Source organism: Streptomyces sp. NBC_01485 (genome assembly GCF_036227125.1).
In the GTDB taxonomy this organism is placed as follows: Bacteria; Actinomycetota; Actinomycetes; order Streptomycetales; family Streptomycetaceae; genus Streptomyces.
The window spans coordinates 5139959-5165078 of the sequence record NZ_CP109435.1 but is presented as its reverse complement, the minus strand read 5'-3'; the positions used below and the strand labels follow the sequence as shown (position 1 = coordinate 5165078).

Here is a 25120-nt window from a genome sequence, read left to right as displayed (position 1 = left end):
TCGTGGTTTCCGCCCGTTGAAGCGAATACGCAGAGCGTACGGCCGCGCGCGGGCCGGTGCAGGTTGACCTGACGGAGCATTCCTTGATCGTTTGCAAATTCGGATCGCTGGAGACTCGAGGTGAAAATCGCGCCATGAGGCAGGAAAATGTTGCCTGCAAAGGCCTTTTCGCGCAGTTCTTAGCCGTCGGCGGCTGATGCGGCGATACATCCGATATCTCGCATCCGTCGCCCGGTCACCTCGCGCGACCTAGACACGATCCGGGCCTCGGCCGGGTCCTTGGCCGACCTTTCTCGGTTCATCCGCACCAAGGCTTCTGTAGACGGCATTTCGTCTCCGGCTCGCCTCCGAGGCTCACCTCCGGCATCACCGCCGCGCTTGGGGTGACTCGGTCCACAGCAGCCTTTTCGCCTTCTGTACAAGGACGCCCATGTCGTTATCAAAGGATGCTCTGCGCCGCTTTCGCTCCATTCGTACGTCATTGCTGTTGCTGGCCCTGGTCCCCAGCCTCGCGCTGTCGGTCGTCTGGCTGGTCGCGGCCGGCGGGCAGCTCTCCCAGGCACTCGATCTGCGCGACCAGACCTCGTTGGGCAAGTCCCTTGCCCCATCGGGCACTGTTCTACGGCACCAGTTCGAGTTGGAACGCCGTCTGACCGCCGCATGGCTCGCCGAAGCGGAATCCTCCCGTACCACTCTGCTCGCTCAGCGTGCCAGGACCGATGACGCGATCAAGGCGGTCATGAAGGACGCCGACATGCTGGACTCCGCCCCGGACGGAGTCAGGATCGCGATTTCCCCGCTGTTCGAAACCCTGCGGCAGCTCCCGCTCCGTGCCCTGCGCGAGCGGATCGACCAGCGGGAAATATCGATCACCGAGGCCACCGAGACCCTTTCACGCGTCCCCGACGTCCAGATGGCCGCGGTGGGAAACGTGTCCACCCAGGTGCCGGACGGCCCGCTGGTGGCCGCGTCGATTCCGCTGGGCTCGCTGTTGAACGCGATCACGCAGATCCAGCTGGAGGACACCACCCTGTCCGCCGCTCTCCCCGGCGGGCGGCTGACTCCCACCGCCCGCACGCAGTTCATCACGGCGGTGGGCACCCAGCGCTGGCTGCTGGCCGCCCTGAAAGCCCAGACGTCGCCCGCCGACTGGGCCGCGGTGCAGCAGGTCACCCAAACCGTCGCCTGGCAGCGGATGACCGCGGTGGAGAACGCCGTCCTCACCGGAAAACCCGATGACAACCTGTCCGCCTCCGCCCAGCAGTGGCGCACCTCGCTCGACAGGGTCGGCGACGACTTCGACAAGCTGGCCCACGACAAGACCTCGGACATGGTCACGCTCCAGGCCTCCACCGCCGACGACCAGGTGCAACGAGGCCTGCTGCTCAGCGCCACCGGGCTCTTCGCCGTGCTCGCCTCCGTCATGCTGTCCTGGCGGGTCACCCGATCCCTGCTCCAGCGCCTGATACGACTGCGCGAAGCGACCACCACCCTCGCGGAGAAGCAACTGCCCGACGTCGTCGCCCGGCTCAACCGCGGCGAGCGCGTCGATGTCAGTGCCGAAGCCATGGAACTCGATTCCAGTGACGATGAACTCGGCGAGGTCACCCGCGCGTTCAACTCCGCTCAGCGCACCGCCGTCAGCAGCGCGGTCGAACTGGCCGATGCCCGCCGCGGATTCGAAAAGGCCATTCTCGGTACCGCGCGCCACACCCAGAACCTGGTCAATCGCCAAGTCGAACTGCTGGACAAACTGGAACGCGAACACCAGGAACCCGATGTTCTGGCGGGCCTGTACCAACTGGACTCCCAGGCCAACCAGATGCGCCGCTACGAAGAGAACCTCATCGTCATCAGCGGCGGCCGCCCCGGCCGGCAGTGGAGAGAACCCGTCCTCCTCACGGACATTCTGCGCGGCGCGGCCGGCGAGGTCGCCGAGTACCAGCGCATCACCGTCCAATGCGACCACCACACGCGACTCGTCGCCCACGCCGTCGCCGACGTGATCCATCTGCTGGCCGAACTGATGGAGAACGCCACCCAGTTCTCGCCCGAGATCTGCCCCGTCCTGACCAGGGTCGATCCCGTCGGCATGGGCCTCGCCATACAGATCGAGGACCGCGGTATCGGCATGTCCGAACGGGACTGCGCCCAGGTCAACGACCTGCTGTCCAAGCCGCCGCGGTTCGAGGCACTCGCGCTGGGCGACGACACCCGCCTGGGGCTGTTCGTGGTCTCCCGGCTCGCGGCCCGGCACGCCATCAAGGTCGCCCTCCGCCCCTCGGTGTTCGGCGGAATGGCCGCCATCGCCCTGATTCCCGAAGGTCTGATCGTCCGCGAGCACCAGCAGTCGGGGTTCATGCCGGGACTCACGCCGGGATTCGTCAACGAACACGTTCCCGGCGCGGGTCGCGCCGAAGGGCAGCCCCACGTGCCGGGTCGTCCCACCCCCGCTCGTCCCACCCGCACTCGTCCCACCCGCACTCGCCCCGCTCACGGCCGGCCCGGCGCCGATTTCCCTCCGCCCCCCGCCGTCATGCCGTTTCCGGGGGAACCGTTCCTGCCCTCACCCCCCGCCCCGGCCGGGCCCTCCTTCCTGCCCTCACCCCCTGAGGCCGCCTGGCCCTCCGTCCTGACGCAGCCGGACGCCGACCCGCCGACGCCGCTTCCGCAGCGGATTCCCGAGGCGAGCATGGCGGAGGAACTGCGCACGGAACATGCGCCTCAACTGGCCCCCCTGGCCTATCCCTCCCAACAGGCCACCTCCGCCATGTCCGCCTTCGTACGCGGAACCCGACGTGCCCGCACCATGCGCAACGCCGGCAGCTCCTACTCCGAACCGTAAATCCGCACACGCATGACCGATTCAGCAGCATCAGCAGCAGAAGACCGACCAAGGACACACGATGACGACCGACCGTGCCCCGGCCACCGACAGCCGACTCGACGACCTGCTCACCCGGCTCGTGGAACAGGTCGCCCATGTACGTTTCGCCGTGGTGGTCTCCGAGGACGGCCTGGTCGTCAGCAAGTCCACCACCTTCCCCCGCCCCGAGGCCGAACGCTTAGCCGCCACGGCGTCGGGTCTGATGAGCCTCAACCGCAGCGTCTGCGCCGACATCAGCGGCGGCGCGGTGCTCCAGTCGCTGCTCGAGATGAGTTCCGGCTATCTCATCCTCACGTCCGCCGGCCCCGGTGCGTACCTGGCGCTGATCACCACCGGCCACGCCGACGTGGAGGTCGTCGGCTTCGAGATGAACATGCTCGTCAAGAAGGTCGGCGACCACCTCAGCGCGCACCCTCGTGCCGGACTCCCCTTCGGCTACGGAGCCCCGTCCCCCGCTCCGTGGCAGAGCTTCGGCGACACACCATGACCGAAGACGCGGAGTTCCAGCACGCCGGCCGACTCGTGCGTCCCTTCACCATCACCGGCGGCCGCACCGAGCCCAGCCGCAACATCTTCACCCTGATCACCATCGTCACGGCGACCGCCGCCTCCGGCCGGGCCGACTCAGGGCTGCAACGGGAACACCTCCGGGCACTGGACCTGTGCGCCGCGCCCGCGGCCGTCGCCGAGATATCGGCCCACCTCGACCTGCCCGTAACCGTCACCAAGATCCTCCTCTCGGACCTGCTGGACCAGGGGATCATCACCGCGACGCCTCCCGCCCAGGGGCTCAGCGGTCCGGACATCGCTTTGCTGCAGAGAGTGAGGGAAGGCCTTGCCAGGCTGTGACACGGAGGCCCCCAGCGCCGTCAAGATCCTTGTCTCAGGAGGATTCGGTGTCGGCAAGACGACCCTGGTCCGCGCCATCAGCGAGATCGAACCGCTGCGCACCGAGGAGATCCTCACCGACGCCGGCGCCGACGTGGACGACCTCCACGGAATCGGGGGGAAGACCACCACCACCGTGGCCCTGGACTTCGGCCGCATCACTCTCTTCCCCGACCTCGTGCTCTACCTGTTCGGCACGCCCGGCCAGCAACGCTTCTGGTTCATGTGGAACGACCTCGCGCTCGGAGCCCTCGGCGGCGTGGTCCTCGTCGACACCCGGCGCATCGACGTCAGTTTCGCCGCCATCGACTTCTTCGAAAAACGCGGCATCCCCTTCATCGTCGCCGTCAACTGCTTCGACGGACTCCAGGCGTACACCGCCGCACAAGTCCGCCAAGCACTCGCCCTCGGCCCGAACACCCGCCTCCACGCCTTCGACGCCCGCGACCGCGAGTCCTGCCGCGACACCCTCCGCACCCTCGTCGACCACGTCATCGACCACGTCTCCCACGCATCATGAACACCGGACACGGGACCAGCAGCGCCTGAGCACGTACGGCCGCCGCACTACGTCGCCGGGGCGAGAGGGCAACTGAGCCCGGAATTCGCGCGGTTCGGAGAGCACGTCACCAAAGCCAGGGAGAGGTACGCGGGGCGTTCGAGGTAGAAGCCGAGCGACACATCGTCGCCTGATCCCAGTCGCTCGGCGGAGGACCGTACGAGGGCGGATCCTGGACGACCGGCTGGTCACCGTCGAGGACTTGCACGCCGAACTCTGGCTCGACGACGCCGAGACGATCGCCCTCTACCGCCACGCCTGGGAGACCTTCGCCGAAGCCGCGGTGTACGGGACCGACGCCCAGCAGGTGATCGCGCGGGTTCGCCGCAGCATCAGGGCCTGAGCACGTACGGCCGTACTACGTCGTCGGCGGCTTCCCAGGAAGGTTCCCGGGGGCGGCTGGGGACGTCGTTCCAGCACGCCTCCTCACTTGGGAACGGCAGGGTGTGGTTGGCCGCGCGGCTGCGTCTGGCCCAGCGGTGCCAGCGGGCATCGCGGGGGCTCGGCAGTCGCCGCTGTGGCCATACGTACGGGTCCGGCTGTCGTACTTCCCGGGCCGCGTCCCAGTCGTCCGGCGCGGGGTCGTGTTTGTGCCGCAGCCCGGTGAGTGCCTCATAAAGCCGCCGGAACATGGGTCCTCTCCGGGAGCGTGAACCTGGCCCACACGCACTTCGTGTGCTTCTGCTGCGCGTGCCCCCAGGCGCCGGCCAGCCGTCCGACGAGCGCGAGTCCGCGTCCGCCCTCGTCGTCCGGGGCGCAGTCGCGGGGCTCGGGGAGACGGTCCCGGTCCGGGTCGTAGACCTCCAGGAACAGGTACGGCCCCCGAAGCGTCAGCGTGACCTTGACCTGTGCGTAGGAGACCTGGCAGTGGGTCACCGCGTTGGTCACGAGCTCGTTCGCCGAGAGGGTGACGTCGTCGGCGAGGTCGTCGGTGATCCCCCAGTCCGCGAGGGCCTTGCGGACCTGGCTCCGGGCGACCGGCACGTGCCGTCTGTGTTTGGGGATGCGGAAGGTGTTGGCGGTTTCGGGCATGGGGGACCTACTTTCCTGACGTCTCGTCAAGATGCGCTCCTCAGCGGCGCATTCATGAAGGTAGGGCCGGATTCGGCGCCTACACAACAGGGTCGAGTGAATACATTCACCTGTCCACTCGATCGAGTGAAGCGTTCTCGAAGGCGGCGACCCTTGTGGCATCGTTGCCGAAGGAGAGGGGAGGTCCCATGCCCGCAGGTGGACGGCCGACGGTACGCAGCAGGCGTTTGGGTACGGCACTCAGGCAGTACCGGCACGCCGCCAAGCTCGATCAGCCCGAGGCGGCCGAGGTCATCGCGTCAAGTCAGGCCAGGATCAGTCGCCTTGAGAGCGGTCATGTCACCGCGCGCGTGATCGAAGTACGGCTGCTGCTGGAGGCGTACGGCGTCACGGACACTGAAGTCCGCGACAAGCTGGAGGAGTTGGCCAAGCACTCGAAGAACCGGGGCTGGTGGCTGGAGCATGCGGCTCACCTACGGCCGGACTACGTCGATCACATCGCGTTGGAGGACGACGCGACCTATATCCGCGAGTGGCAGCCAGTGATGATGCCGGGGCTCCTGCAAACTCCGGCGTATGCGGAGGCAGTTATCGCCGCCAGTCCCCACTACATCGAGCCGGAGCGGGCCGCCCAGCTGGTGAAGGTTCGTGCGGGGAGGCAGGCGAAGATCGAAGAGGGTGGAGCCTCGTACACGGCGATCCTTTGGGAAGCCGTCCTCGCGCAACCGCTGGTGAGTGTCGAGATTCACCGGGAGCAACTGTCCGCGATCCTTGAAGTCGGAAAGCGGAAGAACGTCACCGTGCAGGTGTTGCCAGTCAGCGCGGGCGTACTGGCGGGGTACTCCTCCGCCTTTTACTCCTTCAGTTTCGATGAGGAGCCGACGGTCGAAGCGGTCGCCATGGACAATCTGCGAGGCACATCGGTCCTTGAAGGAGCCGAGGACCTTGCCGCTTACGCCAGTGCGTTCGACCTACTACGATCGTCAGCGTTGACACCGGACGCAAGTGCGAAGCTCATCCGGGGCATACTGCGGAGCTTGAAGGAAGACACATCGTGACCGAGGTTGTTAGCCCCTTCTGGAAGTCCTCGTACTCGGGGGCGGAGAACGCCTGCGTCGAGGTCGCCGACACCCGCGCCGGTGGCCGTGCCGTCCGCGACAGCAAGCAGGCGCACGGCCCGCTCCTCACCGTCTCGCGCGAGGGCTGGCACTCGTTCGTCCAGCAGTTCAGTTGAGGCGTCTTCGAAGTTGAGCGATGCGCGCACCCGCCCGATCCCCGGTAGGTGCGCTCCACGAATGTGACACTCGGACCCCGAAGTGTCACATTCCCACGCGGACCACCCCGGCAGGGACCGGGCAGAGCCGCACCGCCCAAGTTCGAAGACCTGGCCAAGGAAGGCTGATCGTGACCAAGGTTGTTAGCCCCTTCTGGAAGTCGTCGCACTCCGGTCAGGAGAACGCCTGCGTTGAGGTCGCCGACACCCTCGCCGGCGGCCGAGCCGTCCGCGACAGTAAGCGGCCGTGCGGCCCCCACCTCACCTTCTCGCCCGAGAGCTGGCGTGCGTTTCTCGGGCAACTTGGGTAGGTGAGGGCCCGGGCGGGCGGCGGTCAGGAGGGGTTGGGGAGCCTCCAGAACTGCCAGGCGTTCGGGCCGCAGTTGCGGACGTTGATGCCGGCGCGCTCGCTCGGGTCACCGTTGTTCTGGATGCTCAGGCACTGGTTGTTGACCTCGGTGCGCAACCACTCGCCCTCCTTCTTCCAGCGCTGGTCGGCCAGGCCGTGGCAGTCGCCGACGACCTGAGCCGAGGCGTTGAGCTCACCGTTTGCGGACGTGGGCGGGGCGTGGGCCTTGACCTCCCTCGCGGCGGCGAGTGAGCGTCGCAGCGCGGGCAGGGGTGGCGCTCGACGTCGTCCGCTTCGGACGCGAGCGCGGTTTGAGGGTCCGTCATGACCCCGGACGCTGTCACAGACATTTCCCAGAACGTGCCTGGTTCCACTTTTGAGTGAGAGCGAGTCGTGACAGTGAATCCGCGATCCGGACCGCTTTCGCCGACCGTTTCCGACCCTGCTCCGGGCAAGAAACGTTTGTGAGAGTGACTCCCCACGCTGAGTCGCTCTCGGCCCAATGGCCGTAGAAGACGAAGTTGCCCGGAACGCGGTGCGTTCCGGGCAGCATGCGCGGGGCGGCAGCCGCGAAGCTCCTGGGGGTCGCAGCTGTCAGCCGTCTCAGGACTCGGTCGTCGGGTTCGTCGATTCGGCGGCGCGGCGGTATTCGGCGTTGATGCGCTGGGCTTCTTCGAGTTGGTCTTCGAGGATGACGATGCGGCAGGCGGCCTCGACGGGGGTGCCCTGGTCGACGAGTTCCCGGGCGCGGGCGGCGATGCGCAACTGGTAGCGGGAGTAGCGGCGGTGGCCGCCCGCGGAGCGCAGCGGGGTGATGAGGCGGGCTTCGCCGATGGCGCGGAGGAAGCCCTGGGTGGTGCCGAGCATCTCGGCGGCCCGGCCCATGGTGTAGGCGGGGTAGTCGTCGTCGTCGAGCCGGTTGAACGAGTCGTCTGCGGTCATTGCACCTCTCTGTGGAACGCGTGGAGGGGCCCGGGTGCTTATGGCACCCGGGCCCCGAAGGAACTGCTACACCATCTACCGGCCCTGGTACTGCGCCGGCCTTCTGTTTCCGCCGACCCGACCGAGTTTCTGTCGGGGGTGCGGGGATCGCGGTTGCTTGACCGGAGACCACCTCACTATCGATGTCCTGCGGTACCCGGGCTCAGCATTCCGCCCGGGCGATCCTGATGGCGCGGTGCTCCTCCGTTCTTCCCTCTTGATCAACACTTACCGAAGGGGACTGCGCACTGCTGGTACTGCTCTACTGCGTACTGCTGGTGATGCGAACTGCTCAGTGGCCTGCGACAGCGCCACTCTTCGGCAGCCAGCCCCGTCGCCCGTCCTGCGTCTGCTCTGGCTTAGAACCCCACTGCCGAACTTCCCGGAGCGCGCGCCCGCAGCCGACGCCTTCACCGAGGTGCTGCTCACTCGACTTCACTGCTGGGTACTGCTCACGGCGGCCCCTGATCACTGCGGGCCACCCGGTCCGGTCGTCAGTCCCGTCGCCGTCCTGCAACAACCCTGGCTTCGGAACTCCACCACCGCACCGTCCTGCGCACTGCAACTGCGGGTACTGCTGCCGGCAGTTCGTTTCTGCCAGGCCCTGCTGTCTCTCTGGGCTACGAGAGAAACCATAACCACGCCACCACCCAATGTCTACTACGGCCGACATAGATTTCCGCGTGTTTGACAGTGAGGTAATCGAGCCCTGCCAAGGCCCTCCTCGCCCGGTAGATGCCGGGCACCGGCGCCGACCGGGGTGGCCGGTGGCCTTCCCAAGGTCGATCTCACCGATGACCGCTGTTCCGACAGCCGTGACGGCTGACCGGAGCGCCGGTTTTCGTTCCGATGTACCACCCACCACGGGGAGTGACGGCCTCTGTTCCTGGACCCGGTGCGGTGGGAAACCGCGGCGGTGTCGGGTTTCGCGAGGGATACGAAGTACTACGGCGACCGGCTGGTGTACGAGCCGCACGAGCCGCTGGAGCCGCACAAGCCACTGGAGAGCAAGAGGAGCCGCTACCACGCCACCCACTGCGGGTGCGGCCAGGACCGGCTCACCGGGCACGCCATCCCCGTCGGGTTCACTGCTCCGCCCCGGGGCAAGACCGGCTACTACGGGCTGGTCGGCCCCGGTCTGACCGAGGGCGTGGACGAGTCGGCGCTGACGGCCGACGCGCCGTCCGGAGCAGTGGATTCACCGCAGAAACGATCATGGGCCGCCGCCACGCCCTGCCGTGCCGCATCTCCTCTAACCCGGCGTCACCAACCTCGCCTCGTAAGCGAACACCGCCGCCTGCGTGCGGTCCCGCAGGCCCAGTTTCACCAGGATCCTGCTCACGTGGGTCTTGATGGTCGACTCCGCCACCACCAGGCGACCTGCTATCTCCAGGTTCGACAGTCCCTGGGCGATCAGGACCAGTACCTCCGTCTCCCGTTCGGTCAGGTCGCCGTACGCCGCCTGGGCGGTCGCGGACAGGCGCGGGGTGTCGGACAGTTTCGAGAACTCCGTGATCAGGCGCTTGGTGACGGACGGGGCGAGGAGAGCTTCGCCGGCCGCCACCACCCGTACGCCGTCGGCCAGTTGGCGGGCCGACGCGTCCTTCAGGAGGAAGCCCGAGGCTCCTGCGCGGAGCGCCTGGTAGACGTACTCGTCCAGGTCGAAGGTGGTCAGGACCAGGACCTTCGCCGAGCCGTCCGCCGCCACGATCTCCCGTGTCGCCTCGATGCCGTTCAGCTCCGGCATGCGGATGTCCATCAGGACCACGTCGGGAGTCAGTTCGCGGACCCGGTCCACCGCCTCCCGGCCGTTGACCGCCTCGCCCACGACCTCGATGTCCGGCATCGCGTTCAGCAGGACCGAGAAGCCCTCGCGCACCATCATCTGGTCGTCGGCGATCAGTACTCGGATCGTCATGCTCCACCCTCGCTCGCGACCGCCACCGGCAGGAACACCGTCACCTCGTAGCCGCCCGTCGGCGTCGGCTCCGCCGTCATCTCGCCGTTCAGCATGCTCACCCTCTCCCGCATGCCCGTGATGCCGTGGCCCGCTCCCGGTGAGGGCTTGATCAGGGTCGGGTTGGGCGGGGCACTGTTGACTATCCGCAGGCCCAGGCCGCCCAGGACGTACCCGACCTCCACGCGGGCACTCGCCCCGGGCGCGTGGCGGAGCGTGTTGCTCAGCGCCTCCTGGACCATCCGGTACGCCGACAGCTCCACCCCCTGCGGCAGCTCGCGCACCGCGCCCGTGACCGCCTTCTCCACCTCCAGGCCGGCCTCCCGCACGTTGGCGAGCAGCCCGTCCAGCTCTGCGAGGGTGGGCTGCGGGGCGTCGGGGACCTCGTAGTCCTCGGCGCGGACCACGCCCAGTACCCGGCGCAGCTCCGTGAGCGCCGCAACCGCGTTCTCCCGGATCGTCGCGAAGGCCTTCTCCAGCTCCGGCGGCGGGTTCTCCACCCGGTAGGGGGCGGCCTCCGCCTGGATGGCCACCACCGACATGTGGTGCGCGACCACGTCGTGCAGCTCGCGGGCGATCGTGGTGCGCTCCTCCAGCAGGGTGCGGCGGGAGCGTTCATGCGCCGTGACCGTCTGCTGGGCGGTCACCTCCTGCTCGGCCTGCCGGCGGATGTGCCAGACGGTGCCGGTGAGCAGGACGATCGCGGAGAACACCAGCATGGGCGCGATGTTCGTGTCGTAGTGGCCCCAGCCGAAGACGGTCTCGGCGACGAAGCCGTAGGCCCCCGTCAGCAGCCACATCCACGCCGCCGTGCGCGGGCGGGTGCGTATCGCCACTACCGCCAGGACGACCAGGTGGGAGATGAAACTGGCGGGCAGCCACGGCCAGTTGCTGTAGGTCGTGCCGACCAGGGACACCGCCAGGGTCGAAGCGAGGGACAGCCAGAACGCGCCGACCGGCCGCACCAGCGTCATCAGCACCGGTGCCAGGACGAGCAGGCCGATCACGAGGCCCAGCAGGCCGCCGCCGTCGTCCGCCCAGGCGATCAGCATCGCCAGCGCGCCGCCCGCACAGACGAGCGCGTGCCGGGACCAGGCCGCGTACTCCCGCTTGCGGCCCTTCAGGCTGCGCGCGAGGCGGCCCGTGGGCTCCTTGCGGGGCAGCGGGCGGTAGGCGAACGCGTCGTGGAACAGGTCCTGCCGCATGCCGCGCAGGGCGTCCACGGCCGCCCTGAACTCCGGGCTGCGCGGCCGGTAGGCCTCGTACGAGTCGGCCGGGTCGTCCGGGTGCGTGGGGTGCGTCTGCGTCGTCTCGGTCACGTTCAAAACGGTAGGCCCAGCCGGTGGTCCCCGTCGTCACCAGTGAGAGGGGTTCCAGCAGCTCCCTCTCAAGTACTACGGGTCCGACGGGGAGCCGCCACAGCCGCCTCAGCCGCCACAGGGGCCATGGAGGGTGCCGACCGTCAGTAGCCCGACGGTCTCACCAGGCCCGACTCGTACGCGAACACCGCCGCCTGGGTACGGTCGCGCAGGCCCAGTTTCACCAGGATGCGGCCCACGTGCGTCTTCACGGTCTGCTCGGCGACGAAGAGGTGGCTCGCGATCTCCGCGTTGGACAAACCCTGGGCGATCAGGCTGAGCACCTCCGTCTCCCGTTCGGTGAGGTCGCCGATCCGCTCCTTCAGCGGGGCTCTGGGCTTGCCGTCGAGGCGGGAGAACTCGGCGATCAGCTTGCGGGTGATGCCGGGCGCGAGCAGGGCGTCGCCGGCCGCCACCACCCGGACCGCCTCGGCGAGTTGGTCCGCGGACGCGTCCTTCAGCAGGAACCCGGACGCGCCCGCCCGCAGCGCGTCGTACACGTACTCGTCGAGGTCGAAGGTGGTCAGCACCAGCACCTTGATGTGCGGGTGCGCGAGGGTGATGCGGTGCGTGGCGTCGACGCCGCCGAGCTCGGGCATGCGGATGTCCATCAGGACGACGTCCGGGGCGAGTTCGTCGACCTTAGCGATGGCGTCCAGGCCGTTCACCGCCTGCCCGATCACCTCGATGCCCGGGTGCGCGTTGAGCAGCACTGTGAAGCCCTGCCGGACCATCTGCTGGTCGTCGGCGATCAGTACGCGGATGGTGCCGACGGTCGTCATCGTCATCGGTTTCCTTCTGCTGTCGGGGGCGGAGCGTCCGCGTCGTGCACGTCATCCCGGTCGTCCGGGATCAGCCGGGTCAGCCGGGTCGTCGAGGTCGTCGACGTCGTCGACGTCGTCGTCGTCGTCCGGGAAGATGAGTTCGAGGCCCTCGGGGATGCCTGGATCGGCTGAGTCGTCGGGGGGTGTCGCCGTGCCGCTTCTCGGGAGGAACGCCGCTACCGCGAAGCCGCCGTGCAGGGTCGGGTACGCGTTGACGTGGCCGCCCAGCATCGTCGCCCGTTCGCGCATGCCGAGCAGGCCGTGGCCCGCTCCCGGGGAAGGCCGTACGGGTTCGCTCGGGCGGGAGTTGGTGACCTCCAGGTGCAGGCCCCGGGCGTGGTGGGTGACCTCCACGCGCACATGGGAACCCGGCGCGTGCCGCAGGGCGTTGCTCAGCGCCTCCTGGACTATCCGGTACGCCGACAACTGCATGCCCGGCGGGTACACGGGTGCCTCGCCCTCGATGACGGCGACCACGTCCAGCCCTGCGGCGCGGGTGTTCTCCAGCAGGGCGTCGAGGCGGTCCAGCGTGGGCTGCGGGGTGTCCGGGGCGGTTCCGGTGCCGGCCGCGCCGAGGCCGTAGGGGTCCTCGGGGTTCTCCGAGCGCAGCACGCCGAGCACCCGGCGCAGTTCGGCGAGCGCCTCCAGGGCGTTCTGCCGGATGCCCGCGAGGTTCTCCTTCAGCTCCTCGGACGGGTTCTCCACCAGGTGCGGGGCGACCTGGGCCTGGATGGAGATCACCGACATGTGGTGGGCGACCACGTCGTGCAGCTCGCGCGCGATCCGGTTGCGCTCCTCCAGCAGGGTGCGGCGGGCGCGCTCCTCGGCGGTGATCGTCTCTTGTTCGACGAGCTGGGTACGGGCCTCGCGGCGGCCGCGCAGGGCGGTGCCGACGAGGACCACCGCGGCGAACACGATCACCGCCAGTGGGCCGGTCGGCGCGTAGTTGGCGGCACCGATGAGTCCTTCCATCACGTAGGTGACCAGCACGGTCAGGCCAAGGGCGGCCACAGAGGCGCGGGTGGGCACCCGCAGCGACAGCAGGAGCAGCACCATGGCGTGTGCGATCAGGCTCGCCCCGCCCCAGGGCCAGGAGGCGTCGGGCTCGGCCTCGCCCGAGATCAGTTGGGAGCGTGCGCCCATGGCCACGACCACCGTGACCGTCAGCGACAGCCACCACGCCGGAACCGGCCGCCACAGGGCCAGAGCCACCGCCAGGCCCTGCACCGCCGAGCACAACACCCCGTAGTTCACGCCCTGGCGGTATTCGTCGGTGATCTGAGCCATCCCGCCCAGCGTGATGCCGATACCGACCAGGATCACGTGCCCGTGCGGCAGCCGACGCAGCCAGACGAACGGCGGCAGCGGTGCCGCCCGGGTCGTCCACAGGTCGTCCCGCAGTACCCGCAGCCCCCTGGTCAACCGCTCCCCCACGTCGTTCATCCGCACCACCCTAGGCACGCCGTGTCTCCCGCAGCTCCGGCGCTTTCCCACGGTGTCCGACGCGCACCACTCGTGACCGGTCCGGCTCCCTCAGCGCGCGCCGCCCCGCGCCGCTCTCGAAGCCGTGGAACGCCGCCCAGCACACCCCCAGCGCCAAGGCGAAGACCGGCAGCCACAGCAGTCGGGCCGCCACCCAGTCCAGTCCGTCGGGGACCGTGTGCAGGCCGGGCAGGCGACCCGCGGAGAGGGCCGTCGCGGTGGTCGCCATCATGGCCGTCTGATGCCAGAGGAACACCGTCATCGCGGAGAGGTTGACCAGCGCCACCGCCGCCCAGGACAGGGGCCGGCGCATGGTCCGGCGCAGCCGGTCGCGCAGCAGCAGGGCCAGTCCGCACTGGGCGAGCCCGAAGGTGACGGCGGCCAGCGTCGGCGGGTTCAGGTTGGACACCGCCGCGCCGGGCACGCCCACCATCGACGCCGGATAGCCCCCGCAGCCGACGAGCACCGCCGTCGCCACCGCCCCGCCGGTGAACAGGGTCCAGCCCGCGCGCGGGCGCTCCAGTTCGCCCCGGGTCCAGGCCGCGCCCACGGTGTACGGCACCAGCCAGCCCGCGATCACGTTCACCCAGCCCAGCCAGGACGGGCCGCCCAGGCCGAAGCGCACCAGGTCCACGTGGAGGACGACGGCCAGCGGCCACAGCGGGTTGAGCCGGGCCAGCAGCGGGGTCGCGGCCGTCAGCACGGCGAAGACCAGCAGGAACCAGAGGGGGGACAACGCCAGCTTGACCAAGGTGTGCACGGTGACGAGGGACGCGCCGCCGAGCAGGAGAGCGGCCGAGGCGACCGTCCACACCAGCAGGACGGACGGCACCGGTCTGAACAGCCGGGCCAGGCGCGCTCGTAGCCACCCGCCGTAGGTCCCCTGGGTTTTGCCTTGGGTCCGGACCGAGGTGAGGCTGCGGGTGGCCACGTGGCCGCCCACCATGAAGAACACCGCGAGCGTCTGGATCATCCAGGAGACGGGGGCCAGCCAGGGCATGGGGCCGAGGGGGCTCGCGGCGCGCAGGGTGTCGCCGTCCGCGACCAGCGCCGTCACCAGCCAGTGGCCGAGGACGACGCCGAGTATGGCCAGGGCGCGCAGAGCGTCCACGGCGCGGTCACGCTGCGGGGGTGTGATGGCGTCGACGTGGGCTGCGGCCTGCCGCACACTTGCCAACGGTCGGCGCACCCCCGGCAACGGCCGCCGCATCTCGTGGGTTTCAGGCACGGGTCACCTCCCTGGTGTCGCCGAGGACGATCCGGGCGAGGTTGGCCAGGGAGGCCGAGCCCGGGGTGAAGTAGTCGCTGTGGCCGCCGGAGCCCGCCGCGAAGACGTGCGCGCCGAACGACGGGGACAACGGGTCGGTGCCGAAGCCGACCGTCGTGCCGAACAGGTCGGCGTCGGCGTGCGGGACGTCCCCCACCCAGTCGTCGGCGCCCCTCGCCGCCCAGACCCGCGCGCGGGTGTGCAGGTCCGCCGCCGACTCCACGCCGATGCCGGGGCTGCCGAGCAGGACGAGGTCGGTCACGTCCAGGTGCGCAGCGGCGCGGCCGCACACGACCGTGCCGTACGAGTGGCACAGGAGGATGACGTGGGAGTCCGGGCCGGTGACGGCCCTCAGCGTGCCGATGAACTCCCGTAGGGCCGGGGCCGCTTCGGCGGCGCGGGTCGGGGTGATCACCGTGGTGCTGATCGTGCCGGGGGTCGTGTAGCCGAGCCAGGCCACCACCGCCGTCCTCGGTTCGGCCCGCCGCCGGCTTCCGGTCTGTCGGCTCCCGGACGGTCGGGGGAGCCGGTCGTGCAGTGCGGCCGCTCCCGCGCGGAAGCGCTCGTAGGTGTCCAGCGAGGTGTCCGAGCCAGGTACGAGAACGGCGACGCGGTCGGCGTGGGCGAGGTCCCCGAACACCTCGACGGCACGGCCGGAACCACGGCCGTCGAAGGAGAGCAGTCTGCGGGAGGGGGCGGCCAGTGCCCGGTCCGAGGCCGCGCGGTGGCGGTCCCCGTGGGCCGCGGCCATCCGGGACGCCAGCTCGGCGTTGGCCCGGTTCGCGGCATACGCCTCACCGAGCGTCGCCGCCGTCGGCGGGGCCAGGGCAGCAGGGGCTGGGGCGGGGATGCTCGGCCGGGTCGCCGCCGTGAGGGGGACCACCACGGCGGCCGTGATCAGGACGGCCAGCAGGGCACGGACCCGACGCCGCGACCAGGCCGTATGCCTTTCCCCATCAAGGGACCTTTCATGGTCCCGTGAAGGGGACCGTTCATGGGCCCGTTCACGGTCGCGCAGCAGCCCGCGAAAACGAAGCTCCGCCATCCCCGTCCCTCCCCCGCCAGTTCGCCCGCCATCGGGCCTTTCTGGCTTGGAAGTTACGGATCGGCGCTCGTCGTTCGCGTCCCACTGAGGAGCTCTTCTTCGACGTAGCTCTCAGGTACTACGGGTACGACACGTACGGGGTCGCACCCCGCCGCGCGGAGCCTCGCACCCCACAAACCCGGGGCCTCACCACGCCTACGCGGGACTCACCACGCCAACTGTGCGATCTCCTCCGCCACCACCGCGCACGCGTCCGCCGCCGGGTCGATCAGCGGGAAGTGGCCGACGTCCTCCAGGAGGGTGAGGCCCACCACCTCGCCCGCCTTCGCCGCCGCGTCCGCGTACGCCTCGGCGACGGCCTGCGGGACGACCAGGTCGGTGCGGCCCTGGACGAGGGTCGTCGCGACGCCGGTCGGCAGCAGGAGGCTGGGGTCGGCGTACGGTCGCCGCTCCTCGAACTGCGCCTCGCTGCCCAGGAGTTGGCGGGCCGCTCCGCCGCAGACGTCCAGCTTCTCGGCGACCGCGAAGTCGGCGATCGGGGCCAGTGCGACGACGCCCCGCAGTGCGGCGGAGCCGCTGGTGCGCCAGGGCGCGTCGGCGGGCAGCACATGCCGGGCCGCCGCCCACAGGGCGAGGTGGCCGCCCGCCGAGTGACCGGTGAGCACGGTGCGGCGCGCGTCGGCCTGCGGCACGGCCTCCTTGACGAGGGCGGGGAGCGCGTCGAGAGCGGCGGCGACGTCGTCGAAGGTGTCGGGCCAGCGCCCCGCGACCGGGCAGATCGGGGAGGTCGGGGAGGTCGGGGAGGTCCCCTCCGGGGCCGGGTTCTCAGCGCCCCGCCTGTACTCCACGGTGGCCACGGCGAAACCGCGTCGGGCCAGGAAGTCCGCGAACGGTGTGATGTGCCGCCGGTCGTACCGCGCCTGCCAGGCCCCGCCGTGCAGGACGACGACGAGCGGGACGGGACCGCCCGGGCCCGTCTGCACGCGCGGGACGTAGAAGTCGATCACCTGGTCGGGGTGGTCGCCGTACGTCATGGTGACGTCGGGGTCGACGGGCGGATGCCCGAAGACCGACTCCTCCTCAGCGGCGGCCCGGGCTGCGACAACGTCCTCCGGCATGCTCCAACCTCTCAGCGGCGAAACGGATTTGGCGGACCAGGAGAGAATTCGGCCGTTGGCCGGGACGGTACCAGGCCCGTGACGTGCGCGGACACGCGGATATCACGCACGGTGAGAGGTAAACGGTTCTGCTGTCGTGTCTGGTGTGGTGTCACCCCTACGGGCCGGGCAGCCGGCCGCCAGGGAACGCCGATCTCCTGGACGTACCCCCAAGTACGCCCAGGAGGGCCTGTCGGCTCAATCAGCCTCAATCAGCCTCGATCAGCCGGTCAGCGCAGTTCCTCCGCCAGGACCCGCGCCGCCCGCTCCACGTCCGCGAACCCGACGTACAGCGGGGTGAAACCGAAGCGGAGGACGTCCGGGCGGCGGAAGTCTCCGACGACCCCCCGCTCGATCAGCCGCCGCATGACGTCGCCGGCGTTCTCGCAGCGCAGCGCGACCTGACTGCCCCGCTCCTCGTGACGTACCGGAGTCAGCGATTCGACCCGCCCCTCGGGGACGTACGCGGCTACGCACTCAAGGAAGAAGTCCGTAAGGGCCAACGACTTCGCCCGCACCGCCTCGATCGAGACGCCCTCCCAGACGTCGAGGGCCGCCTCCAGGGCGAGCATCGACAGGATGTCCGGGGTGCCGACGCGGCCGCGCAGCGCGCCCCGGGCCGGCTCGTAGTCCTCCCGCATGCCGAAGGGCTCGGCGTGCGAGTTCCAGCCGGGCAGCGGCGAGTCGAAACGGTCCTGGTGGTCGCGCCGGACGTACAGGTACGCCGGTGAACCCGGGCCGCCGTTCAGGTACTTGTAGGTGCAGCCGACCGCGAGGTCCACGCCGTGCTCGTCGAGGCCCACCGGCAGGGCGCCCGCGCTGTGGCACAGGTCCCAGACGGCGATCGCGCCCACCGCGTGCACGGCTGCGGTGAGCGACGGCAGGTCGTGCAGGCGTCCGGTGCGGTAGTCGGCGTGGTTGAGCAGGACGGCGGCCGTACGCTCCGACAGCGCGGCCGGCACCTCGCCCGGCGTCACCGGGCGCAGCCTGCGGCCGGTGAGACGGGCGGCGGACTCGGCGATGTAGCCGTCCGTGGGGAAGGTCGTCGCGTCGACGATGATCTCGTCCCGGAAGCCCCCCGCGTGCCCCGCATCCCCGGCGCCTTTGGTGTCCTCGGCGTCGTCCACGAGGCGTACCGCGCCCACAAGTGCCTTGAGAACGTTGACACTTGTCGAGTCGCCGACCACGATCTGGCCGGGCGCCGCGCCCACCAGCGGGGCGATCCGGTCGCCGATCCGCTCGGGCGCCGTCCACCAGCCGCTCTCGTCCCAGGAGCGGATGCGCAGCTCGCCCCACTCGCGGCGGATGACGTCCTCGACGCGGGCGGGGACGGCCGCGGGCAGCGCGCCCAGCGAGTTGCCGTCCAGGTAGACCGCGTCGTCGAGGACGAACCGTGAGCGGACGGCGGCCAGTTCGTCGGCCGCGTCCAGTTCCTTTGCCGTGAAGGCGAGTTCGTCAGACATGGGACCTCGCCGTCCACAGCTCGGGGAACACGTTCTTCTGCGCGCGCTTCTCCAGCCAGGCCACGCCGGCCGAGCCGCCCGTGCCCGCCTTCGCGCCCATCGCGCGGCGGGTGGCGACGAGGTGGTCGTTGCGCCAGCGCCACACCAGTTCGGCGACGTCCGTCAACGCCTCGCCGAGACGGGCGACTTCGTCGCTCTCGTCGCCCGAGTACACGGCCGTCCACACCGCCTCGACCTGCGGCGCGGGCTCGTAGCGCTGCGCGATGTCACGCTCCAGGACGGACGCGGGGATCGCGTGGCCGCGGCGGGCCAGCAGCCGCAGCACCTCGTCGTACAGGCCCGGCTCGTGCAGCGCCTTCTCCAGCTCCGCGTGGACGCGGGGCGCGCCGCGGTGCGGGACCAGCATGGACGCCGACTTCTCGCCGAGCAGGAACTCCATGCGGCGGTACATCGCCGACTGGAAACCGGAGCCCTCGCCGAGCGCGGCGCGGTACGCGTTGAACTGGGCCGGGGTCAGCTGCCCGAGGGGCCGCCAGGAGGCGTTCAGCGCCTCCAGCTCACGGACGGAGCGCTTCAGCGCGGCGATCGCCGTCGGTACGTCGTCCGAGCGCAGGGCGCCGGCGGCCGTCTCCCACTCGTGGACGATGACCGTGAACCACAGCTCCATCACCTGGGTCGTGACCAGGAAGACCATCTCTCCGGGGTCCTCGGAGAGGGTGTGCTGGAGGTGGGTGAGGACGTCGGCCTTGACGTAGTCCTCGTAGGGGGTGGTTCCTGCGAAGTCGAGATGCGGGGTCTCGGGCTCCGAAGCCTCTGGAGTTTCCTGGAAAGGCTGAGCCTGATGGGACATCGCTGTCTCCTGATACGTGCTCCGGGTAGCGGTCCGCCCCTGCCGTTCTCGACACGGTGGCCCCGGTCCCCATGCGAATCCTGCGCAATCCGGACCCGAAAACGCAAGACCCGTCCGGTCACATCCGTACCGGACGGGCTCGCACACATCACCTACGGGCTAGCCGAGTGTCTGGGCCGCCTTCGCCGAGGAGTCCTTCAGGAACTGCGTGCAGCGCTCGTACTCCTCCTGCTCGCCGATCGCCTGCGCGGCGCGGGCTAGGCCGTGCAGGGCGCGCAGGAAGCCGCGGTTCGGCTCGTGCTCCCACGGCACCGGGCCATGCCCCTTCCAGCCGCTTCGGCGCAGGCTGTCCAGGCCGCGGTGGTACCCCGTACGGGCGTACGCGTACGACTCCACCACGCTGCCCCGCTCGAACGCGTCGTCGGCGAGTTGGGCCCAGGCCAGCGAGGAGGTCGGGTACTTCGCGGCGACGTCGGCGGGGGCCGTGCCGTTCGCGAGGAGCTCGCGGGGCTCGGGGTCGTCGGGGAGGTGGGTCGGGGGCGGGCCCCCGAGGAGGTTTTCGTGAATGGACATGCGTCCAGTGTGCCCCGTGCGGGGCGGGGTGGTCGCTGGGGGCTGCCGCCCCCGACCCCCACTTCGGCCCTTAAGGGCCCTCGTCCTCAATTCCCCAGAGGGGGACCCCCAACGGGCTGGATTGCACTGACCGGCGTCGAGACGGACGCCCCCTACGAAAGCCGCCCCTTCGCCCGCTCCCCCTCCAGCGGTGGAGCCAGCACGCTCCCGTGCGTTCTGCATTCCGGCCTGCGGCAGTCCGGTGGGAGGCGGCGGACCGTCGTGAAGGCGAGTGCCGCGCCCAGGGTCAGTGCCGCCGCGCAGAGCAGCATCGCCCGGCGGAAGGCGTCGTTGAAGGCGTCCGGTGAGCGGTACGCCTCCTGGCCCATGCCGGTGAGCAGCGGCAGCCCAGCCACCGCGACCAGGCCCGCGATCCGGGCCGCCGCGTTGTTGATGCCGCTGGCCAGGCCCGCCCGGGCGACGTCCACCGAGGCCAGGACGGTCGCGGTGAGGGGGGCGACCAGGGAGACCATGCCGAGGCCCAGGACCAGGACGGCGGGCAGGACGTCGGAGACGTACGAGGCGCCTGGGCCGACGCGCAGCATCAGCAGCATCCCGGCCGCGCACAGCAGCGGGCCGACGGTGAGCGGGATGCGCGGTCCGATGCGCTCGGCCAGCGCCCCGGAGCGGGCGGACAGCAGCAGCATCAGCGCCGTCGTCGGCAGCAGCGCCGTGCCCGCGCCGAGGGCCGACCAGCCGGCCACCACCTGGAGCTGGACCGCGGAGAGGAAGAAGAAGCCGCCGAACGCCGCGTACACGCACAGGGTGACCAGGTTGACGGCCGTGAACTGGCGGGACGCGAAAATGTCGAGCGGCAGCATCGGATCCGGGCGGCGGTGCTCCACGACCACGAAGGCGACCCCGGTCGCCACGCCCGCGACGGCCACCGCCACGACGACCCCTAGAGAGCCGCTCCCCGCCTCGATCAGGGCGTACGTGACGAGGGCCAGCGCCAGCGCGCCCAGGAAGGCGCCCAGGACGTCGAAGCGGCCGTGCCGACGGCCGTCCCCCGACTCGGGCACGCGCCGCAGCGCCACCGGCACGCAGACCAGCGCCAGCGGCACGTTCAGCAGGAACACCCAGCGCCAGCCCGGGCCGTCCACCAGGTAGCCGCCCAGGAACGGGCCCACGGCCGCCCCGATGCCCCCGAACCCGGACCACAGGCCGACCGCCCGGCTCCGGTCGTCGCGGTGGAAGGAGGCCTGGATGAGCGCGAGGGACCCCGGTGTGAGGAGCGCGCCGCCGATGCCCTGGAGGGCGCGCGCGGCGATCAGCACCCCGGCGTCCGGGGCGACACCGCACAGCAGCGAGGCGGCGGCGAACCACACCACGCCGATCACGAACACCTTTCGCCGCCCGTAGCGGTCGCCCAGGGAGCCGCCGAGCAGGATCAGGCCGGCCAGGGTGAGGAGATACGCGTTGACCGTCCACTGGAGGGCGGCCAGGTCGGCGTCCAGGTCGCGGCCGATGCGCGGGAGGGCGACGTTGACGACGGTCGAGTCCAGCAGGGCCATGCTGGAGCCGAGCACGGTGGTGAACAGGATCCACTTGCCCTGGGGCGAGGCCATCCGGACGTCGGGCATGCTCCCAGATATACCGCGAGCCCGGCGCTCAGGCACCGGGCTCGCAGCAGGGACGGACTTACACGATCACTTACTTGATCACTTGCTCGATCACTTGCTCGATCGATTACTCGATCACTTACTTGATCTTCTGGCCCGCCGAGCGCAGGTTCTGGGTGGCCTCCAGGACGCGCGCCGCCATGCCCGCCTCGGCGAGCTTGCCCCAGGTGCGCGGGTCGTAGGTCTTCTTGGAGCCGACCTCGCCGTCGACCTTCAGGACGCCGTCGTAGTTGCGGAACATGTGGTCGGCGACGGGACGCGTGAAGGCGTACTGCGTGTCCGTGTCGATGTTCATCTTGACGACGCCGTTCTCCAGCGCGACCGCGATCTCCTCCGGGGAGGAGCCGGAGCCGCCGTGGAAGACGAAGTCGAACGGCTGGGAGCCGGCCGGCTTGCCGTACTTGGCGGCGATGCCCTCGTTCAGCTCCTTGAGCAGGTCGGGGCGGAGCACGACGTTGCCCGGCTTGTAGACGCCGTGGACGTTGCCGAAGGACGCGGCCAGCAGGTAGCGGCCCTTCTCGCCCAGGCCCAGCGCCTCGACGGTGCGCACCGCGTCGTCGACCGTCGTGTACAGGGAGTCGTTGATCTCGTGCGTGACGCCGTCCTCCTCGCCACCGGTCGGGGTGATCTCCACCTCGAGGATGATCTTCGCGGCGGCGGTGCGGGCCAGCAGCTCCTGCGCGACGGAGAGGTTGTCGGCGAGGGTCTCCGCCGAGCCGTCCCACATGTGCGACTGGAACAGCGGGTTGCGGCCCGCCTTCACGCGCTCCTCGGAGATCGCCAGCAGCGGCCGGACGAACCCGTCGAGCTTGTCCTTCGGACAGTGGTCCGTGTGGAGCGCGACGGTGACCGGGTACTTCTCGGCGACGATGTGCGCGAACTCGGCGAGGGCCAGCGAGCCCGTCACCATGTCCTTGCTGTACTGGCCGCCCGCGAACTCGGCGCCACCCGTCGTGATCTGGATGATGCCGTCGCTCTCCGCCTCGGCGAAGCCGCGCAGCGCCGCGTGCAGGGTCTGGGACGAGGTCACGTTGATGGCCGGGTAGGCGAACTTGCCTGCCTTCGCCCGGTCGAGCATCTCGTTGTAGACCTCGGGGGTTGCGATGGGCATTCGTCCGCTCCTTGGGTGTGCGGGTTTGAGTGCTGCGTGCTTCAGGCTGCGTGCTGCGTGGCGTGAACCGGGTGTTTACGGTCCTGACCCAGACCTGGGGTGCGACGTCATCGTCGTCCCCATCTTTCCAGACATGTTCGGGCCCGGTCAGTCCAGGCCCAGGTCGTCCTTGGAGAACGCGAACAGGTACGGCACCCCGGCGCCCTCGCGGATCTTCTCGTCGGCGCCGGTCGCCCGGTCCACGATGGTCGCCACGGCCACCACCTCGGCGCCCGCCTCGCGCACCGCCTCCACGGCGGCGAGCGGCGAACCGCCGGTGGTGGACGTGTCCTCGACGACCAGCACGCGCCGGCCCGCGATCTCCGGACCCTCGACCCGCCGCTGCAGCCCGTGCGCCTTCGCCGCCTTGCGCACGACGAAGGCGTCCAGCTTCCGGCCCCGCGCGGCGGCCGCGTGCAGCATGGCGCCGGCCACCGGGTCGGCGCCCATCGTCAGACCGCCCACCGCGTCGAACTCGAGCCCGTCGGTCAGGTCGAGCAGCACCTGCCCGACCAGCGGGGCGGCCTCGCCGTCGAGGGTGACGCGGCGGAGGTCGACGTAGTAGTCCGCCTCCAGCCCCGACGACAGGGTCACCTTGCCGTGCACCACGGCCTTGTCCTTGATCTGCTGCAGCAGCGCGCCGCGTACATCCACGTCCGTCATGCCCCTCAGCTTAGAGGCGAGTCCAGCGCCACTCGGTGGTCGCCTCCAGCGGCTCCAGGAGCGTGACCAGGCGCGGGTGCGTGTTCAGGCCGTCGGGCGGGCCGGTCTGCGGCTCCACGCACACGGCCGCCTCCTGCTCGTCGTAGACGACGACCCACTCCTCGGGGCTGGTCACCTTCACCTCCAGTTGCCCGGGCCAGGTGAGGGTGACGTCGACGCCGCCGGGCGTGCCGAAGCAGTCGTCCCAGGGGCCGGGCTTCGGCTCGACGCGCTCGCCGGTCGGCAGATGGTCGTCGCCGCGCTCCTCCTGCCAGGCCGGAGCGAAGGCGACCTGCACGTCGTCGCCCCCGAGGTTCCGGTTGAACCAGGGGTGCCAGCCGATCTGCGCCGGGAACGACGAGTCGTACGTCTCCACGGCCATCGCCAGCGTCAGGGCGTCCTCGGCCAGCGTGACCGCCTGGGTGACGCGGCCCGTGAAGGGCCAGGGCGCCACCAGGTCGTACGTCAGCACGACCTCGTCCGGCGTCCGCCGCGCGACCTTCCAGACGCCGTCGCGGACGGTGCCGTGGATGGCGTTCGGCGCGGCGTTGAGCGGCATCTGGTGGACGTCCCCGCCGTCGCGGAACCGGCCGTCGCGGATCCGTCCGCACCAGGGGACCATCGGGAAGCACCCGAACCGCTCGCCCTGCCGCAGCAGTTCGAGCCCGCCGACCCGCAGCCCACCCACCCGGCCGCCGTTTCCCGGCCGCACGGTCACCTCCGCGTCGCCCGCGGTCAGCGTGATCTCTTCGTCACTCACAGGACGACCCTACTGGGGTGATCGGGCGGGCCCGCAGCCCAGACGCCCTAGCCGCGTCGGCGCAGCGCCCTGCCCACGACGATCACCGACGCCACGACCAGCGCCGCCGCGGGCGCCGCCCAGCGCAGGGTGCTGTTCCGTACGACGGTCTGCGGGGCCGGGACCGGCGCGTAGCGCCCGCGCGGCGGGGCGTGGTCCACCTCCTCGGCGCTGCGCCCGATCATCGTCCGGCGCGCGTGCGCGGCCTCGGCGGGCGGCTCCCGGGAGGCGGTGAGGTCCTCGACGACGGGGGCGGGGGGCAGGGGTTCGTCCACGTCGTCCGCGTCGTCTACGTCGTCCGCGTCGTCTACGTCGTCCGCGTCGTCTACGTCGTCCGCGTCGTCGATGGCGTGGACGTCATCGGCCGTATCCGCTTCCGGTACGGCCGCGCCCGCTCCCAGGTTGCCCGCGAAGCGGTTCAGCAGGCGGGTGACCGCCGAGTCGACCGCCTCCGGCGGGAGTTCCGCGACGCGGCCGTCCGCCGACGCCGTCCCCTCGAAGCGGAGCGTCGTGCCGGCGTCGGCGTCCCGCAGACGCAGGGTGAGGGTCAGTTTCACCGCGCCGCTGCCACGGGCCTCGGTCGCGTCGCCCTCGACGGCGTACGTACCGTCCTCGCGCGGCGCGACGCGTACGGCGCCCCGGTACGTGATGGTGTGGCCGCCGATCCGCACCTTGAGCCGCCCGGCGACGGGCTCGGTGCCGACGTCCTGCTGGAGCCCGGGGACCGCCCGGGCCACCTGCGCGGGATCGGCGAGGGCTGCTTGCAGCTGCTTGGCCGGAACTGGAACGAACACCTCTTGCTCCATGAGCGCGAGCCTACCGGGGGGCGCGGGGAATGCCTTGCCGTCTACTGTATCCGGCCC

The 25120-nt window shown here is 70.4% G+C and carries 26 protein-coding genes; 8 read left to right on the top strand and 18 right to left on the bottom strand.

The genetic code is table 11. From position 1 onward, the window contains the following. Positions 1 to 430 precede the first annotated feature (430 nt). From OG352_RS23545 to OG352_RS23525, 5 genes are all read left to right on the top strand, one after another. Complete coding sequence (locus OG352_RS23545; protein WP_329219562.1) at positions 431 to 2845, top strand: sensor histidine kinase; 2415 nt, start codon at positions 431 to 433, stop codon at positions 2843 to 2845. Between the two features lie 61 nt (positions 2846 to 2906). Further along, entirely contained in the window at positions 2907 to 3374 is a 468-nt protein-coding gene (locus tag OG352_RS23540; protein ID WP_329219561.1) for a roadblock/LC7 domain-containing protein, read from the top strand. Further along, on the top strand, positions 3371 to 3736 hold the full coding sequence (locus tag OG352_RS23535) for a DUF742 domain-containing protein (protein ID WP_329219559.1): 366 nt from the start codon (positions 3371 to 3373) through the stop codon (positions 3734 to 3736). The genes OG352_RS23540 and OG352_RS23535 overlap by 4 nt, the downstream gene beginning before the upstream one ends. Continuing rightward, positions 3723 to 4295 (top strand): GTP-binding protein, encoded by a 573-nt coding sequence (locus OG352_RS23530; RefSeq protein WP_329219558.1) that lies wholly within the window; start codon positions 3723 to 3725, stop codon positions 4293 to 4295. Before OG352_RS23535 ends, OG352_RS23530 begins: the two co-directional genes overlap by 14 nt. A 169-nt stretch (positions 4296 to 4464) precedes the next feature. Next, complete coding sequence (locus OG352_RS23525) at positions 4465 to 4677, top strand: Scr1 family TA system antitoxin-like transcriptional regulator (protein ID WP_443072500.1); 213 nt, start codon at positions 4465 to 4467, stop codon at positions 4675 to 4677. 269 nt (positions 4678 to 4946) lie between these two features. Here the strand turns inward: OG352_RS23525 and OG352_RS23520 are convergent, their stop codons facing one another. Then, positions 4947 to 5366 (bottom strand): ATP-binding protein, encoded by a 420-nt coding sequence (locus OG352_RS23520; RefSeq protein ID WP_329219555.1) that lies wholly within the window; start codon positions 5364 to 5366, stop codon positions 4947 to 4949. Positions 5367 to 5554: 188 nt separating this feature from the next. Here OG352_RS23520 and OG352_RS23515 point away from each other — a divergent pair, with 188 nt between their 5' ends. The 3 genes from OG352_RS23515 (at position 5555) to OG352_RS23505 (ending at position 6950) form a co-directional block, all read left to right on the top strand. After that, positions 5555 to 6424, top strand: a complete 870-nt coding sequence (locus tag OG352_RS23515; protein WP_329219554.1) for a helix-turn-helix domain-containing protein — start codon at positions 5555 to 5557, stop codon at positions 6422 to 6424. Beyond that, entirely contained in the window at positions 6421 to 6600 is a 180-nt protein-coding gene (locus tag OG352_RS23510; RefSeq protein ID WP_329219552.1) for a DUF397 domain-containing protein, read from the top strand. Before OG352_RS23515 ends, OG352_RS23510 begins: the two co-directional genes overlap by 4 nt. 170 nt (positions 6601 to 6770) lie before the next feature. After that, positions 6771 to 6950 (top strand): DUF397 domain-containing protein, encoded by a 180-nt coding sequence (locus OG352_RS23505; RefSeq protein WP_329219551.1) that lies wholly within the window; start codon positions 6771 to 6773, stop codon positions 6948 to 6950. Positions 6951 to 6973: 23 nt separating this feature from the next. Here OG352_RS23505 and OG352_RS23500 read toward each other — a convergent pair whose 3' ends face one another. The 17 genes from OG352_RS23500 to OG352_RS23420 all read right to left on the bottom strand — a co-directional run bounded on the left by OG352_RS23500 (position 6974) and on the right by OG352_RS23420 (position 25063). After that, positions 6974 to 7105, bottom strand: coding sequence for a hypothetical protein (locus tag OG352_RS23500; protein ID WP_329219550.1), 132 nt, complete (start codon positions 7103 to 7105; stop codon positions 6974 to 6976). 486 nt (positions 7106 to 7591) lie between these two features. Further along, a complete protein-coding gene (locus OG352_RS23495; protein ID WP_329219548.1) occupies positions 7592 to 7930 on the bottom strand; it encodes a MerR family transcriptional regulator in 339 nt (112 codons plus the stop codon). A 1291-nt stretch (positions 7931 to 9221) separates the two neighbouring features. Continuing rightward, the gene (locus tag OG352_RS23490) at positions 9222 to 9887 is read right to left on the bottom strand and encodes a response regulator transcription factor (protein WP_329219546.1); all 666 of its coding nucleotides are present in this window, start codon (positions 9885 to 9887) and stop codon (positions 9222 to 9224) included. Further along, the gene (locus tag OG352_RS23485) at positions 9884 to 11245 is read right to left on the bottom strand and encodes a sensor histidine kinase (protein WP_329219544.1); all 1362 of its coding nucleotides are present in this window, start codon (positions 11243 to 11245) and stop codon (positions 9884 to 9886) included. Before OG352_RS23485 ends, OG352_RS23490 begins: the two co-directional genes overlap by 4 nt. Positions 11246 to 11388: 143 nt before the next feature. Beyond that, positions 11389 to 12066 (bottom strand): response regulator, encoded by a 678-nt coding sequence (locus OG352_RS23480; RefSeq protein WP_443072499.1) that lies wholly within the window; start codon positions 12064 to 12066, stop codon positions 11389 to 11391. Between the two features lie 51 nt (positions 12067 to 12117). Next, positions 12118 to 13551: a sensor histidine kinase gene (locus OG352_RS23475; RefSeq protein ID WP_329219540.1), complete on the bottom strand. Its 1434-nt coding sequence runs from the start codon at positions 13549 to 13551 to the stop codon at positions 12118 to 12120. 10 nt (positions 13552 to 13561) lie between these two features. After that, positions 13562 to 14800: an acyltransferase family protein gene (locus OG352_RS23470; RefSeq protein WP_329223933.1), complete on the bottom strand. Its 1239-nt coding sequence runs from the start codon at positions 14798 to 14800 to the stop codon at positions 13562 to 13564. A gap of 10 nt (positions 14801 to 14810) precedes the next feature. Continuing rightward, a complete protein-coding gene (locus OG352_RS23465; RefSeq protein WP_443072321.1) occupies positions 14811 to 15743 on the bottom strand; it encodes an alpha/beta hydrolase in 933 nt (310 codons plus the stop codon). A 365-nt stretch (positions 15744 to 16108) separates the two neighbouring features. After that, complete coding sequence (locus OG352_RS23460; protein ID WP_329219537.1) at positions 16109 to 17020, bottom strand: alpha/beta hydrolase; 912 nt, start codon at positions 17018 to 17020, stop codon at positions 16109 to 16111. A gap of 269 nt (positions 17021 to 17289) precedes the next feature. After that, a complete protein-coding gene (kynU, locus tag OG352_RS23455; RefSeq protein ID WP_329219535.1) occupies positions 17290 to 18522 on the bottom strand; it encodes a kynureninase in 1233 nt (410 codons plus the stop codon). Then, entirely contained in the window at positions 18515 to 19372 is an 858-nt protein-coding gene (locus tag OG352_RS23450) for a tryptophan 2,3-dioxygenase family protein (protein WP_329219534.1), read from the bottom strand. The genes kynU and OG352_RS23450 overlap by 8 nt, the downstream gene beginning before the upstream one ends. Before the next feature lie 159 nt (positions 19373 to 19531). Further along, the gene (locus OG352_RS23445) at positions 19532 to 19945 is read right to left on the bottom strand and encodes a DUF3151 domain-containing protein (RefSeq protein ID WP_093774028.1); all 414 of its coding nucleotides are present in this window, start codon (positions 19943 to 19945) and stop codon (positions 19532 to 19534) included. A gap of 152 nt (positions 19946 to 20097) precedes the next feature. Beyond that, the gene (locus OG352_RS23440; protein WP_329219532.1) at positions 20098 to 21567 is read right to left on the bottom strand and encodes an MFS transporter; all 1470 of its coding nucleotides are present in this window, start codon (positions 21565 to 21567) and stop codon (positions 20098 to 20100) included. Between the two features lie 118 nt (positions 21568 to 21685). After that, a complete protein-coding gene (gene fbaA / locus OG352_RS23435) occupies positions 21686 to 22717 on the bottom strand; it encodes a class II fructose-bisphosphate aldolase (protein ID WP_329219531.1) in 1032 nt (343 codons plus the stop codon). Between the two features lie 147 nt (positions 22718 to 22864). Next, entirely contained in the window at positions 22865 to 23419 is a 555-nt protein-coding gene (gene pyrE, locus OG352_RS23430) for an orotate phosphoribosyltransferase (protein ID WP_329219530.1), read from the bottom strand. 10 nt (positions 23420 to 23429) lie between these two features. After that, a complete protein-coding gene (locus OG352_RS23425) occupies positions 23430 to 24218 on the bottom strand; it encodes an aldose epimerase family protein (protein WP_329219528.1) in 789 nt (262 codons plus the stop codon). 47 nt (positions 24219 to 24265) lie between these two features. Beyond that, positions 24266 to 25063, bottom strand: coding sequence for an SRPBCC domain-containing protein (locus OG352_RS23420; protein WP_329219527.1), 798 nt, complete (start codon positions 25061 to 25063; stop codon positions 24266 to 24268). Positions 25064 to 25120 lie beyond the last annotated feature (57 nt).

Excerpts from the sequence above, each read along its gene's own strand:
- OG352_RS23520 (WP_329219555.1), bottom strand. The coding sequence starts at position 5,366 with ATGCCCGAAACCGCCAACACCTTCCGCATCCCCAAACACAGACGGCAC.
- OG352_RS23490 (WP_329219546.1), bottom strand. The coding sequence starts at position 9,887 with ATGACGATCCGAGTACTGATCGCCGACGACCAGATGATGGTGCGCGAG.
- OG352_RS23545 (WP_329219562.1), top strand. The coding sequence starts at position 431 with ATGTCGTTATCAAAGGATGCTCTGCGCCGCTTTCGCTCCATTCGTACG.
- OG352_RS23535 (WP_329219559.1), top strand. The coding sequence starts at position 3,371 with ATGACCGAAGACGCGGAGTTCCAGCACGCCGGCCGACTCGTGCGTCCC.
- OG352_RS23475 (WP_329219540.1), bottom strand. The coding sequence starts at position 13,551 with ATGAACGACGTGGGGGAGCGGTTGACCAGGGGGCTGCGGGTACTGCGG.
- OG352_RS23515 (WP_329219554.1), top strand. The coding sequence starts at position 5,555 with ATGCCCGCAGGTGGACGGCCGACGGTACGCAGCAGGCGTTTGGGTACG.
- OG352_RS23480 (WP_443072499.1), bottom strand. The coding sequence starts at position 12,066 with ATGACGACCGTCGGCACCATCCGCGTACTGATCGCCGACGACCAGCAG.
- OG352_RS23445 (WP_093774028.1), bottom strand. The coding sequence starts at position 19,945 with ATGTCCATTCACGAAAACCTCCTCGGGGGCCCGCCCCCGACCCACCTC.
- OG352_RS23540 (WP_329219561.1), top strand. The coding sequence starts at position 2,907 with ATGACGACCGACCGTGCCCCGGCCACCGACAGCCGACTCGACGACCTG.
- OG352_RS23440 (WP_329219532.1), bottom strand. The coding sequence starts at position 21,567 with ATGCCCGACGTCCGGATGGCCTCGCCCCAGGGCAAGTGGATCCTGTTC.
- OG352_RS23470 (WP_329223933.1), bottom strand. The coding sequence starts at position 14,800 with ATGCGGCGGCCGTTGCCGGGGGTGCGCCGACCGTTGGCAAGTGTGCGG.
- kynU (WP_329219535.1), bottom strand. The coding sequence starts at position 18,522 with ATGTCTGACGAACTCGCCTTCACGGCAAAGGAACTGGACGCGGCCGAC.
- OG352_RS23450 (WP_329219534.1), bottom strand. The coding sequence starts at position 19,372 with ATGTCCCATCAGGCTCAGCCTTTCCAGGAAACTCCAGAGGCTTCGGAG.
- OG352_RS23460 (WP_329219537.1), bottom strand. The coding sequence starts at position 17,020 with ATGCCGGAGGACGTTGTCGCAGCCCGGGCCGCCGCTGAGGAGGAGTCG.
- fbaA (WP_329219531.1), bottom strand. The coding sequence starts at position 22,717 with ATGCCCATCGCAACCCCCGAGGTCTACAACGAGATGCTCGACCGGGCG.
- pyrE (WP_329219530.1), bottom strand. The coding sequence starts at position 23,419 with ATGACGGACGTGGATGTACGCGGCGCGCTGCTGCAGCAGATCAAGGAC.
- OG352_RS23420 (WP_329219527.1), bottom strand. The coding sequence starts at position 25,063 with ATGGAGCAAGAGGTGTTCGTTCCAGTTCCGGCCAAGCAGCTGCAAGCA.
- OG352_RS23495 (WP_329219548.1), bottom strand. The coding sequence starts at position 7,930 with ATGACCGCAGACGACTCGTTCAACCGGCTCGACGACGACGACTACCCC.